11 protein-coding genes are annotated in these 12,171 nt (G+C 71.7%); 7 read left to right on the top strand and 4 right to left on the bottom strand.

The genetic code is table 11. The features are described 5' to 3' along the window. Positions 1-24: 24 nt before the first annotated feature. The 4 genes from ES689_RS00545 to ES689_RS00530 form a co-directional block, all read right to left on the bottom strand. Positions 25-987 (bottom strand): D-isomer specific 2-hydroxyacid dehydrogenase family protein, encoded by a 963-nt coding sequence (locus ES689_RS00545; protein WP_146898841.1) that lies wholly within the window; start codon positions 985-987, stop codon positions 25-27. Between the two features lie 231 nt (positions 988-1,218). Next, the gene (locus ES689_RS00540; RefSeq protein WP_146898840.1) at positions 1,219-2,067 is read right to left on the bottom strand and encodes a carbohydrate ABC transporter permease; all 849 of its coding nucleotides are present in this window, start codon (positions 2,065-2,067) and stop codon (positions 1,219-1,221) included. Then, positions 2,067-3,044 (bottom strand): carbohydrate ABC transporter permease, encoded by a 978-nt coding sequence (locus ES689_RS00535; protein WP_146898838.1) that lies wholly within the window; start codon positions 3,042-3,044, stop codon positions 2,067-2,069. Before ES689_RS00535 ends, ES689_RS00540 begins: the two co-directional genes overlap by 1 nt. Then, entirely contained in the window at positions 3,044-4,375 is a 1,332-nt protein-coding gene (locus ES689_RS00530; RefSeq protein ID WP_146898835.1) for an extracellular solute-binding protein, read from the bottom strand. The genes ES689_RS00535 and ES689_RS00530 overlap by 1 nt, the downstream gene beginning before the upstream one ends. A gap of 341 nt (positions 4,376-4,716) precedes the next feature. Here ES689_RS00530 and ES689_RS00525 point away from each other — a divergent pair, with 341 nt between their 5' ends. The 7 genes from ES689_RS00525 (at position 4,717) to ES689_RS00495 (ending at position 12,140) form a co-directional block, all read left to right on the top strand. After that, a complete protein-coding gene (locus ES689_RS00525; RefSeq protein ID WP_146898833.1) occupies positions 4,717-5,871 on the top strand; it encodes a type IV toxin-antitoxin system AbiEi family antitoxin domain-containing protein in 1,155 nt (384 codons plus the stop codon). Further along, entirely contained in the window at positions 5,868-6,563 is a 696-nt protein-coding gene (locus ES689_RS00520; RefSeq protein ID WP_146898830.1) for a bifunctional 4-hydroxy-2-oxoglutarate aldolase/2-dehydro-3-deoxy-phosphogluconate aldolase, read from the top strand. Before ES689_RS00525 ends, ES689_RS00520 begins: the two co-directional genes overlap by 4 nt. Continuing rightward, positions 6,560-7,660, top strand: coding sequence for a sugar kinase (locus tag ES689_RS00515; protein WP_223269303.1), 1,101 nt, complete (start codon positions 6,560-6,562; stop codon positions 7,658-7,660). Before ES689_RS00520 ends, ES689_RS00515 begins: the two co-directional genes overlap by 4 nt. A 145-nt stretch (positions 7,661-7,805) precedes the next feature. Beyond that, positions 7,806-8,441, top strand: a complete 636-nt coding sequence (locus ES689_RS00510; protein ID WP_146898827.1) for an MOSC domain-containing protein — start codon at positions 7,806-7,808, stop codon at positions 8,439-8,441. A 141-nt stretch (positions 8,442-8,582) separates the two neighbouring features. Continuing rightward, positions 8,583-9,173: a PadR family transcriptional regulator gene (locus ES689_RS00505; RefSeq protein ID WP_223269302.1), complete on the top strand. Its 591-nt coding sequence runs from the start codon at positions 8,583-8,585 to the stop codon at positions 9,171-9,173. Positions 9,174-9,246: 73 nt separating this feature from the next. Next, positions 9,247-10,827 carry an MFS transporter gene (locus ES689_RS00500; RefSeq protein ID WP_146898824.1) on the top strand — a complete coding sequence of 527 codons (1,581 nt, stop codon included), beginning with the start codon at positions 9,247-9,249 and terminating at the stop codon, positions 10,825-10,827. Positions 10,828-10,997: 170 nt separating this feature from the next. After that, positions 10,998-12,140: an acyltransferase gene (locus ES689_RS00495; protein WP_146898821.1), complete on the top strand. Its 1,143-nt coding sequence runs from the start codon at positions 10,998-11,000 to the stop codon at positions 12,138-12,140. The last annotated feature ends 31 nt before the right edge of the window (positions 12,141-12,171 follow it).

Below are 12,171 nucleotides of genomic sequence, written 5' to 3'. Positions count from 1 at the left end.
GCAGGCGATCGAGACGAGTCGGGTTCAGTACCCGGCGTCGACGTCGACGACGCCGACGGGCTGCCCGCCCTCGGCGAGGGCGCGGACGTTCTCCTCGACGCGAGCCTGGAACAGAGGCTCGGTCATCGAGTTCGTGTTGGCCTGGTGAGGCGTGATCAGCGCGCGGGGCTCGTCCCACAACGGGTGCCCGTCAGGCAGCGGCTCGGGGTCGACCACATCGAGGCCGGCACCCCCGATCTGCCCCGCGGCGAGCGCTGCCACCAGGGCGTCGGTGTCGACGAGCGGACCCCTGGCGATGTTGACCAGCACGGCAGTCGACTTCATCGCCTCGAGCTCGGCTCGGCCGACGATCTTCGCCGTGCCGTCGGTCAGCGCAGCCGCGACGACGACGACGTCCATGTCGGGCAGCACCTCCGGGAGGCGCTCGGACGTGATGGTGCGGGCGGCGCCCGGGACCTCACGGGGCGTCCGGACGACCATCGTGACCTCGACGTCGAAGACTCCGAGCAGGCGCAGCAGCTCGGTGCCGATGCCACCTGCCCCGATGATCAGCACCCGTGAGCCGTTGAGCGAGATGCCGCGCTGCTCGTGTTCCCACGAGGTCGCACGGGCGCGCAGCGGCAACGACCGCAGGGTCGCCAGGGTGAGGGCGAGCGCGTGCTCGGCCACCGGTGCGCTGTACGCGCCCTTCGCGCTGGTGAAGACCAGGCCGTCGCGGCGAGTGGCCCGCATCGTCTCGACGTACGAGTCGACGCCGGCGCTCGGCAGCTGCACGACCGAGACGCGAGGGTGCTCGTCGATCGCACGGCGCAGCTCGGCCTGGTCGACACGACCACCGACGACGATCAACCGCGTGGCGTCGCCGAGCTCGACGAGCTTGGCCCCTGCCGCCGCCACGGCGCGGATCGCCGGCTCGACGCCCCAGACGTCGCCTCCCCCACCTGACGAGTCGCGGGAGGGGAGGACGGTCACAGCGATGTCGGTCATCGACCCACCGTACCGACAAGGCCACGCCCTGCTCGGCGGGCAGGGGGCGCAGGCGCGCAGGGGCGCAGGCGCGCAGCGCGCAGCTGCGCAGGGGCGCAGCGCGCAGGCACGGCCGAGGCCGTCGAGCAATCAGGTGACGACGTCCGCGCCCGAGCCCGCCCCGCGGATCCGGGGAGCCGACCGCCTGGGCTGCCTGAGTCCTCGACGCGACCGGGCCCGCGCCTCCTCGTCTCAGCCCTTGACCGCCCCCGAGGTCAGCCCGGAGACGATCGAGCGGCGGAAGATCAGCACCAGGATCACGATCGGCACGGTCGCCGACACCGACGCCGCGAAGATCGCCCCGTAGGGCACCGTGAACTGCGTGCCGAAGAGCGCGATGCCGACGGGGATGGTGCGGAACGACGTCTCGCTGTTGAAGGTGAGGGCCATGAGGAACTCGCTCCACGACGCCGTGAAGGTGAAGACGCCGACCGTGAAGAGACCGGGCTTCGACATCGGCAGGATGACCGAGAACACCGTGCGGAGGGGCGAGGCGCCGTCGATCTCGCTCGCCTCCTCGATGGTGGCGGGGATGCCGGCGAGGTAGTTGCGCATGATCCAGATGGCGAACGGGAGGTTGAACGCGACGTAGGGGATGATCAGGCCCGGGTAGCTGTTGAGGAGGCCGAGCTGGCGTTCGATCAGGTAGATCGGCGTCAGGACGGCGATCGCGGGGAACACCGAGAGCATGAGCAACGTCGTCATGATCGTCGTGCCGCCCTTCAGCTTGCGACCGGTGAGCGCGTAGCCGGCGAAGAGCGCCAGCCCCAGCACGAGCACCGTCGTGCTGACCGCCACGATCACGCTGTTGAGCATGTACACCGCGAGGTCGTTCGAGACGAAGGCGGTGACGTAGTTCTCGAGGGTCCAGGTCCGGGGCACGACCGTGGGAGGCGACGCCGCGACCTCGGGTGCCGTCTTGAACGAGGACACCACGAGCCAGTAGAGGGGGATCGCCGTCACGAGCGCGATGAGGACGCCGCCGATGTTGACCACGTTGACCCAGCGGCGCCAGCCACGGCGGATCTTGGTGCGAGCCATCACTCGCCTCCCTTCGCCTGGTTGCGGAACGCCCGCAGGAACAGCAGGCAGCCGAGCCCAACGATGAGCGCGGTGGAGGTGGCGATCGCGGCTCCCGGGCCGATGTTGATGTCCTGGAAGAGCACCTTGTAGCCCATGATCGCGAGGGTCTGGGTCGAGGTGCCTGGCCCGCCCTGGGTGAGGACGAAGGGCAGGTCGAAGACGCCGAACGCCTGCAGCACGCGGAAGAGGACGGCGATCGTGAACGTCGGCAGCAGCTGCGGCATGACCACTCGCCAGAAGGTCGACCACGCGCTCGAGCCGTCGAGCTCGGCGGCCTCGTACTGCTCGTCGGGGATCATCACCAGGCCCGCGAGCAGGATGATCGCGACGAACGGCGTGGTCTTCCAGATGTCCGCGACCATCAAGGCGGCGGCGGCGGTGACCGGCTCGCCGAGGATCACCGGCGGGCTGTCCGTGAACAGGGCGATGCCCCACGTCGCGATGCCGTAGGTCGAGTCGTAGATGTACTTCCAGAGCTGCGCGGAGACGATCGTCACGAGCGACCACGGGATCAGCAGCAGGGCGAGCATCCAGCCCCGGGTCACGCCGAGCCGCTCGAGCACGAGCGCCGAGAGCATGCCGAGGACGAGCTCGATGGTCACCGTGATGACCGTGTAGAGGATCGTGAAGCCGAGGGCGCGGTACCAGTCCTGGCTCTGCAGCAGGGCGCCGTAGTTGGCGAGCGTGTACTCCTCGACCTGGAAGCCGTCGTAGTCGATCGTGACCCGCGCGAAGCTCAGCACGACCGAGTAGATCACCGGGAACACCGTCACCAGCAGGATGACGAGCAGGGCCGGGCTCGCGAAGAGCCACGCGGCGCGATTTCGGGTGCGCGCGAGGGAGGTGCGCGCTGAGCGTTCAGGCGACGGCGACCCCGGCGCCGGCGCGAGCCCGGAGGTCGGGCGGGAGGCCGACGTCTTCTCCTGAACGCTCATCACAGGGCCTGCCCGGCGAGTGCCACGTCCATCTGCCGCTGCATCCGGCTGGTGCCCGTCTCGACTGCCGACTGCCCCGCGGCGATCGAGTTCGCGTTGACGTAGATGCCCTGCGAGACCTTCGGGTAGAAGGCGGTCGCGGACGGCCTCGGCACGAGCGTGTAGTCGGCCGCGATCTCGTACTGCGGCTTGGCCGCGGCCTTCGCGTCGGGGCTCGTCAGCGAGGCGGTCCGCGCCGGGATGACGCCGCCCTCGCGCACGATCAGCTGCTGGGCGTCCTCGTCGGCCAGCCACCGCGCCCACGCCAACGCCGCCGCGGGCTTCGCCGTGTGCGGGTTGATGTAGCTGCCCCAGCCGCCGATCGTCGTGTGCGTCTCGTCCGTGCCGTCGAAGCCCGGTCGCGACCGGATGCCGATCTTGCCCGCGACGCTCGACGCGTCGGGGCTGTTCGCGGTGTCGTACGCGTACGACCAGTTGCGGAGGAACGCCGCCCGCCCCGTCGTGAAGGCGTCCAGGCTCGCCTGCTCGATGTACGTCAAGGAGGCGCGGGGCGTCACGCCCTCGGTGACCAGCGAGGCCATGAACTCCAGCCCGCGTCGCGCCTCCGAGCTCGTCGCCGTGGACTCGGTGACGTCGTCGTCGGTGAAGCGGCCGCCCGCGTCGGCCACGAACTCGACCGCGTTGCACGTCATGCCCTCGTACACGTTGCCCTGGAAGACGAAGCCGTAGTCGACGTCTCCCGTGTCGATCAGCGCCTTGCTCGTCTCGACCACCTCCTCCCACGACCCCGGGACCTGGAGGCCGTGCTTGTCGAGCAGGTCCTGCCGGTAGACCAGGAACGAGTTGTCGATGTAGACGGGGAACATGTAGTACTCGCCGTCGACGCTCGCGGCGGAGCGGAGGCCCTCGGGGTACTGGTCCCAGAAGTCGTCGGGGACGAGGGTGCTCAGGGGCGTGGCGAGGGAGTTCTCGGCGAACTGGCCGGGCCAGGCGATGTCGCCGTGGATGACGTCGGGGCTCTGGGAGCCGGCCGCGATCTGGGTGGTCAGCGTCGTTCGGTTCGTGTCGGTGTCGGCAGGTGCCGCGACGAGGTTGATCCGCACGTTCGGGTACTGCTTGTTGAACTCCTCGATCAGGCGAGGGCGGAGGTCGCCGCCCTCGTTGGTGGCGATGTTGGCGCTCCACCAGTCGATGGTGACGGGCTCGTCGCCGACCTCGGTCGGCCAGTCGGCGATGTCGGTCCGTTGCGCTCGCGGCGCGCAGCCCGCGAGCGCCGCGACGCCTGCCAGTCCCGCTGCCCCGGCGAGCAGCCCCCTGCGGTCGATCTGCATGCGTCCTCCTCGACGTGTCGATCGTGCGCGAAGGCCACTGGTCGCCCGTGACCCCGCCGTTCCACCTTATGAACGGGCTCGACGGTGAGTCAAGGACGTGGGCAGGGCCGAGGCCGCGCCCGCGGTCGACGGTTCAGGAGACGCAGTCGGCCGCCTGCGTGGGCACGCCGGGCCTGCCCGGGGGCAGGCGTCCGCACCTGAACCGTCGACAGCACCACGCGTCGTGGCCCGGGGCAGCCCCTCCCGCCACACTCCTCCCCCGCCCGTCGAGCAGCCGTCGTTCTCCACAGTGGTGCCGAGAGGTCGAGCGAAGGGAGCGGATCCCCCGCGACAGTGTCGGCATGCACACCGCCGCCCTCATCGACATCGTCAGCAACGCCGGGGGCTTCGCCACCCGGCGGCAGCTCCGGCAGGCCGGCGCGACGGATCGCGACCTCACCCGTGCGGTCCGATCGGGTGATCTGCATCGTCCACGCCTCGGCTGGTACAGCAACCTGCCTCTCGACGACGACAGGGTCACGGCCGTCCGGGTCGGCGGGCGCCTGACGGGCGCATCCGCCCTGTTCCACCTCGGCGGCTGGATGTGGGCGCGCCCCGGCACGGTCTGCGTCTCCGTCGCGCCCCACGCCGCGAGGCTCCGCCGCTGTCGGCGGTCGCGAGTCGTGTGGGACCCGGTCGCCGTCCGCGAGCGGGGCGGGACAGCCGTCGTCACCGTCGCCGACGCCCTCGTCAGAGCGGTCCTCGAGGAGGACTTCGAGATCGCCGTGGCCCTGTGCGACTGGGCCCTCAGTCACGAGCGCATCTCGGCCGACGAGTTCGCGGACGTGATCGCACTTCTGCCGGCGGACGCGCGCCGCATCGCCGACTGGGTCGACGCCGACAGCGACAGCATCCTCGAGAGCGTCGTTCGAACCCGCCTCCGGAAGGCGGGCTTCCACGTGACTTCTCAGGTGCCCGTCGGCTTCGGTCGACACACCGACCTGGTCGTGAACGGGGTGCTCGGCATCGAGACGGACGGGCGCAAGTGGCACGCAGACCGGTTCGACGCCGACGTGAGCAAGGACATGGCGACCTTCATCCGCCGGCGCATACCCGTGCACCTGAGCTACGAGCTGATCACGGGGCACTGGGACACCGTCCAGGCCGCGATCGAGGCCGCGGTCCTCATGCACCGCGACGGGACAGCCGCGGGACCCGTGCCGCCGGCCCGCCTCCGCGTCCGGGAGGACCGCTCGGCCGGGAGGACGTCAGGTCGAGGTCGAGGCTCGGTGCGCGCAAGACGTGCACCCCTGCGAGCCGGACGACGATGGCGCCTGCCACGACGCATGCCCGATCAGGTCAGCCACAGCTGGTCCCGGCGGACGGAGCTCACTGCGACGCCCCGACCCCCGGCCCGGTCGCGCACGTCGACCCGAGCGCTGACCCGACACGACCCGGCCGCCGCACCGGGTCATACTGGTCATGACCACCGCACCGGCGCGAAGGACTCACGATGACCGTCAGCAGCTTGCCCGCATCCCCTCCGGCCCTGGCCGGAGCCGACGCACGGACGCCTCCCTCGGCTGCGGTCCGAGAGTCGCACGTCATCGCCGTCCTCCGCGCGTCGAGGGCCGACGAGCTCGAGCCCGTGGTCGAGGCCCTCGTCAGCGGCGGCATCCGCAGCATCGAGCTGACGCTGACGACGCCAGGGGCCCTCGACGTGCTGCCCGAGCTCGTCGCTCGGTTCGCCGGAGTCGCCGAGATCGGCCTCGGGACCGTCACCACCGTCGAGCAGGCCGTGGCGGCCGTCGACCACGGTGCGGCCTACGTCGTCACGCCGATCACGTCGACGGAGATCGCGGCCGCCGTGACCAGTCGCCACGTGCCCTTCTACCCAGGTGGCCTCACTCCCTCAGAGCTGTGGTCCAGCTGGACGTCCGGGGCCACGGCCGTCAAGCTCTTCCCCGCCTCGACGGTCGGGCCTGGCTACCTCGGGCAGCTGCGCGGCCCCTTCCCCGATCTCCGGGTCGTCCCGTCGGGCGGCATCGAGCTCGACGAGGTCCCGGCCTGGATCCGCGCCGGCTCGCTCGCCGTGAGCCTCGGCGGCCCGCTCCTCCGCGACGCCTTCGAAGGAGGCGCCAGGAGCGCACTCGAGGAGCGCGCCCGCCGCGTCGTCGGGCTGGCCCTCGAGGCCGAGGAGGCGCGGTGACGGGCGCGACCGGCGCCTCCTCGACCCCGTCCCGGCGACCACGGGTCGTCACGCTCGGCGAGACCATGGGACTGCTCTCGAACACGCTGCCGGGTCCCCTCGCGCACGCGAGCACGATGCAGCTCGGCATCGGCGGGTCAGAGTCCAACGTCGCCATCGGGCTGAGCCGGCTCGGCGTGGACGCGATCTGGTTCGGGCGAGTCGGCGACGACTCGGTCGGGCGCCTCGTGGCACGGGAGATCCGGGCGGAGGGCGTCGACGCGCGGGTCACGATCGACGACGCCGCGACGACCGGCCTGATGATCAAGGAACGACGGACCTCGACGTCGCAGAGCGTCACCTACTACCGGGCGAGCAGCGCAGGGTCGCGCCTGTCGGTCGCAGACCTCGACGAGGACACCATCGCCACGGCGGACGTGCTGCACGTGACGGGCATCACACCGGCGCTCTCCGAGTCGGCCGCCGAGGCCGTTCGTCGAGCCGCCGACGTCGCACGCGCGGCAGGGACCTCGGTGTCGTTCGACGTCAACTACCGCCGGGCGCTCTGGTCGAGGGAGGACGCCGGGGCGTTCTGCCGGGAGTTCGCCTCTCGCTGCGACGTCCTCTTCGCGGGCGAGGACGAGGCCGCGATGCTGCTCGGGCTGCCCGAGCAGCCCGAGCAGGCAGGTGCGGCACCCTCCGAGGCTGACGGACCGGCCGGCCAGGAGGCTCGGGCAGCCCAGGAGGCTCGGGCAGCCCAGGAGGCTCGGGCAGCCCAGGCAGCCGGGGTGGCCGCCTCGCTGGCACGTGGACTCGCAGGGCTCGGGCCCCGTCAGGCTGTCGTCAAGTGCGGGGCCGCGGGCGCGGTGGCGGTGATCGACGGCCGGCTCCTGACCCAGCAGGCCGTGCCGATCGTGGCGCACGACACGGTCGGGGCCGGCGACGCGTTCGTCGCCGGCTACCTCGCCGAGCTGGCAGCAGGGAGCGACGCGTCGGCCCGCCTGCAGACGGCCACGACGGTCGGGGCGTTCGTCTGCTTGGCGGCTGGCGACTGGGAGGGTCTGCCCCGGCGGTCCGAACTGGGTCTGCTCCACGCCCGCGAGGCAGTCACGCGCTGAAAGGTCCGCGCTGACGGGTCCGCGCTGACAAGTCCGCGCTCGGCGCACCGGTGCCGTGCGGCGGTCCGGCCGCCCGCTGTCCTCAGTCCCCCAACGAGGAGGATGCTGCCTTGTCGGGTCTCGTGCTCTCGGGCACGATGGGCCCATGCCCCTCGTCACCGCGGTCTGCCGCGTCCACGCCCTGCTCGACGACTCCGGCAGCGTCGGGGTGACGGCGATCGACAAGCGGCCGGTCGAGGGGCCGGTACCCGTCCGCAAGCTCGGCCTGCGGGGTGACGTCCAGGCAAGTCGCGCGCACCACGGCGGCGAGGACAAGGCCGTCTACGCCTTCGCGGACGAGGACGCCGACCACTTCGCGGACCTCCTCGCCCGCGAGGTCCTCCCGGGCTCGTTCGGGGAGAACCTCCGCACGTCGGGCCTGGACGTGACCGGCGCCGTCATCGGCGAGAGGTGGTCGGTCGGCGAGGAGCTCGTCCTGGAGGTGACCATGCCGCGGACACCGTGCGCCACGTTCGCTCGCCGGCTCGGTGAGCGAGGCTGGGTGCGGCGGTTCCAGGAAGAGGGCAGGCCGGGCGCCTACCTCAAGGTCGTGGTCGGCGGCGAGGTCTCGGCCGGTGCCGCCCTCCGAGTCGTCTCGCGCCCCGATCACGGCGTCACCGTCGGGGAGTGCTTCGCCGGGCTCGCCCCCGAGCGCGCCGCGCTGCTGTTGAGCGATCAGGAGTCGTCTCCGCTCGCCCCCGTGATGCGGGAGGTCGCGGAGCTCGCCGCGTCCCGCGCCTGAGTTCTCGACCGCGAGCGGACGCCGTCCCGTCAGTCGTCCGCGACGCGGCCCCTCGACCGCCCCGTCATTCCCTACCACGGAGCGTCTTGCGCTCGCTGCACGATATTTGACTCGAGCGACTACTCGTGCGAGAGTACCTCGGTGTCCTCCATCCGCCTCTTCGTGCTCGACTCGTTCGCGCGCCACGGCGATATGCACGGGCACCAGCTCAAGCTCCTGGCCGAGCAGGAACACGTCCACCAGTGGACCGACATCTCGGTCGGCGGCCTCTACGGCGCCCTCAAGCGCCTCGCCGCCGAGGGCCTCCTCGCCCCCGTCCGCACCGAGCGCGAGGGCAACTTCCCCGAGCGACAGGTCTGGGCGATCACCGACGCCGGGCGCGCGGCCCTCGCCGAGTCGCGCCGACACGCGCTGGAGACCGTCGTGCTGCGGCCCGACCCGTTCGACCTCGCGCTGACCCGTGTCGACCCCGACGCCGTCGGCGAGCTCGTCGGGACCGTGCACGCGCGTCGCGAGTCGGTCCGTCGCCTGCTCGACGACGAGATCGAGCACCACCGTCGGGCCAGTCCTTGGCTGTCGGTCGCCGAGAAGCACGCGATGGCACATCGCGAGCACCGACTCCGCGCCGAGCTGACCTGGCACGACACGCTGATCGACGCGCTCCCCGAGATAGTCGCCGACGAGGAGGCGGGGGCCAGGCACGCACTGACTCCCGGCTCCTCCGGTCGGTAGCGACCGCCTCCTCGACTCCCCTCCCTTCCGGCCACCGCCGGGCACCCCGACCTGCCCCACGAAAGGCACTCCCATGACCGACGCCACCGCTCGGGCAGCCGCCCCGGCGCCCGCCATCCCCCGCCAGTCGTGGCTGGCCCTGTCGGCGCTGCTGCTCGGCATGTTCATCGCGCTGCTCGACACGACGATCGTCAACGTCGCGCTGCCGACCATCCGCACGAACCTCGACGCCTCCGAGTCGACGCTCTCGTGGATCATCTCCGGCTACGCGCTCGCCTTCGGCCTGACGCTGATCCCCGCCGGCCGCATCGGCGACCGGATCGGCCACAAGTGGGTGTACTTCTCGGGCGTGCTGCTCTTCACGCTCGCCAGCCTGGCCTGCGGCGTGGCGACGAGCGACCACCAGCTCGTCGTTTTCCGAGTCGTCCAGGGCCTCGCGGGCGGCATCTTCGTGCCGGCCGTCACCGCGTTCATCCAGCTGCTGTTCCCGGGGCGGGCCCGAGGCAAGGCGTTCGCGATCATGGGCGCCGTCATCGGCGTCTCGTCGGCCCTCGGGCCGATCATCGGCGGACTCCTGATCCAGGCGTTCGGCGACGAGCACGGCTGGCGGCTCGTCTTCTTCGTGAACCTGCCCTTCGGCATCATCACGCTCATCGCCGCGGCCGTGCTGCTGCCCCGTCGTGACGAGTCCGTGCCGCGCCCCGACCGCGGCCTCGACTGGTTCGGCCTGCTGCTCGTCTCGGCCGCGTTCGTCGCTCTGCTCGTCCCGCTGATCCAGGGACAGGACGAGGGCTGGCCCCTCTGGACGTACCTGAGCATCGCCGGCGGCCTCGTCCTGCTCGCGCTCTTCGGCGTCTGGGAGGTGGCGTACACGCGTCGTGGACGCACCCCCCTCGTGCCTCCCAAGCTCTTCTCGCACCCGCAGTTCACCGGCGGCGTCGTCCTGGCGCTCGTCTACTTCGCGGCGTTCACCAGCATCTTCTTCACCATCTCGCTGCTCTGGCAGTCGGGCCTCGGGAACAGCGCGCTCGCCTCCGGCGCCGTCGCCATCCCGTTCGCGGTCGGCAGCATCATCTCGTCCTCGCAGAGCAACCAGCTCGCGCAGAAGCTCGGCCGCAACGTGCTCGTGCTCGGGACGGCGCTCGTCACGGTCGGCCTCGGTGCCATGTGGATCATCCTCGTGGTCGTCGAGCCCGCCGAGCTCACCAACTGGCTCCTGCTCGTGCCGCTCTTGGTCGCCGGGCTCGGGAACGGCTTCTTCATCGCCCCGAACGTCCAGTTCATCGTGGCCACGGTCGACCCGCAGGACGCCGGCTCGGCCAGCGCCGTGATCTCCGCGATCCAGCGCATCGGCTCGGCGGTGGGCATCGCCATCATCGGGAGCGTGCTCTTCGGGTCGCTGCCCGGCGGCCGCGAGCTGGCGACGGCGGCCGGTCGCGCCGCCGGCTTCACCGACGCCTCGGCTGCGGCCATGGGCGTGAGCGCGGCGTTCGCGCTCGTCGCGTTCGCGTTGGTGTTCGCGCTGCCGCGCCGGGTCGGCCACGGCCGCCCCCCGGGTGCGGGCGCAGCCGCGGGGGCGGGAGCGGGGGCGGGAAGCCACCGCGCGGACGACCGCGACGATTCGGGCACGCGCGCCGAGGCGCCGTCGGCCTGACGCCGAGCCGCGTGTGCCGCTCAGGGCGTCGACGACTCAGGAGTCGTCGACGCCCTCCGCTCGTCCCGGCAGGTCGGTCGGCGGGCGGCGCCACCGTCGCCTGAGTCCTCGACGACACCCGGCACGGCCACACCCGGGCAGATCGGAGGTCGGCCAGGCACACTGGTCCGATGCCCCTCGCCCCTCCGACGACTTCGACGCGGCGCGACCGCGTTCTGCCGCTCGACGGCCTGCGCACGATCGCCATCGCCTTCGTGGTGCTGTACCACCTGCACGTGCCCGGATTCGGCAGCGGGTTCGTCGGGGTGAACGTCTTCTTCGTGCTCTCCGGCTACCTCATCACGACGCTGCTCCTCGGCGAGCACGCTCGCACCGGGCGCATCCGCCTCGGACGCTTCTGGGTACGGCGCATCCTTCGTCTGTACCCGACGCTGCTCGCGGTGGTGGTGGTCGGCACGGCCCTCTGGTGGCTGATCGGCGACTACCAGGGCTCGACCATGAGCGCGCTCGGCGCCGCCGCGGTCGCCCTCACGTACACGGGCAACATCGCCCGCTCGTTCCTCGGAGAGTCCCAGGGCGTCTTCTCGCCGATGTGGAGCCTCTCGATGGAGGAGCAGTTCTACATCGTCTGGCCGCCTCTCATCATGCTGCTGATCGCGGTCGTCGCCACCCGCCGGGTCATGGTCGCGGTGCTCGGCGCCCTCGTCGTGGCGTCGGTGGTCGCCTCGGGCCTGCTCTTCGAGGCCCCCGGCGGCGGATCCACCCCCAACATCTACTTCAGCCCGGTGCTGAACGTCGCGCCGCTGCTGCTCGGCTGTGGGCTCGCGCTCGTCATGGGCTCCGACAAGGGGCGCACCCTGTTCCAGGGCCGCCTCGGCACCGCCGCCACCTGGGTCGGCCTCGCCGGCGTCGTCGGCTCCCTGGCAGCGATCGGCAGCGGCTGGCAGCAGAGCGTGACGACCTTCACGGTGATGCTGCCCGGCGTCGCGGTCGCGTCCGCGCTGCTGATCGGCGGCCTCGTCTCGCGTCCGTCGCTGCTCGCACGCGTGCTCTCCCTCGGCCCCGTGGCCTGGGCCGGCCGGGCGCTGTCGTACCCGATCTACCTCTGGCACGTGGTCTTCATCGCGCTCATCACGCCCGTCGTCCCCGGCGCCCTCGGCATGGTGGCCGTCATCGCGGCGTCGATCGTGACGGCGTACCTGTCGCATCGCTTCGTCGAGGGCCCCGCCCTCCGCCTCAAGGAGCGGTTCGGGACGTCTGCCCAGGAGGCGCGGGGCACGACTCCGGCAGACCGCGAGCTCACGAACGCCTGACCCGCCGACCCGGCAACCGGCCTCGACGCCG

It is taken from the genome of Frigoribacterium sp. ACAM 257 (genome assembly GCF_007954365.1).
Classification (GTDB): Bacteria; Actinomycetota; Actinomycetes; order Actinomycetales; family Microbacteriaceae; genus Frigoribacterium.
The sequence above is the reverse complement of the archived record's forward strand: the minus strand, read 5'-3'. Positions and strand labels throughout refer to the sequence as shown.

Coding starts and splice junctions, on each gene's coding strand:
- ES689_RS00500 (WP_146898824.1), top strand. CDS start 9,247: ATGACCGACGCCACCGCTCGGGCAGCCGCCCCGGCGCCCGCCATCCCC.
- ES689_RS00495 (WP_146898821.1), top strand. CDS start 10,998: ATGCCCCTCGCCCCTCCGACGACTTCGACGCGGCGCGACCGCGTTCTG.
- ES689_RS00525 (WP_146898833.1), top strand. CDS start 4,717: ATGCACACCGCCGCCCTCATCGACATCGTCAGCAACGCCGGGGGCTTC.
- ES689_RS00540 (WP_146898840.1), bottom strand. CDS start 2,067: ATGGCTCGCACCAAGATCCGCCGTGGCTGGCGCCGCTGGGTCAACGTG.
- ES689_RS00520 (WP_146898830.1), top strand. CDS start 5,868: ATGACCGTCAGCAGCTTGCCCGCATCCCCTCCGGCCCTGGCCGGAGCC.
- ES689_RS00535 (WP_146898838.1), bottom strand. CDS start 3,044: ATGAGCGTTCAGGAGAAGACGTCGGCCTCCCGCCCGACCTCCGGGCTC.
- ES689_RS00530 (WP_146898835.1), bottom strand. CDS start 4,375: ATGCAGATCGACCGCAGGGGGCTGCTCGCCGGGGCAGCGGGACTGGCA.
- ES689_RS00510 (WP_146898827.1), top strand. CDS start 7,806: ATGCCCCTCGTCACCGCGGTCTGCCGCGTCCACGCCCTGCTCGACGAC.
- ES689_RS00545 (WP_146898841.1), bottom strand. CDS start 987: ATGACCGACATCGCTGTGACCGTCCTCCCCTCCCGCGACTCGTCAGGT.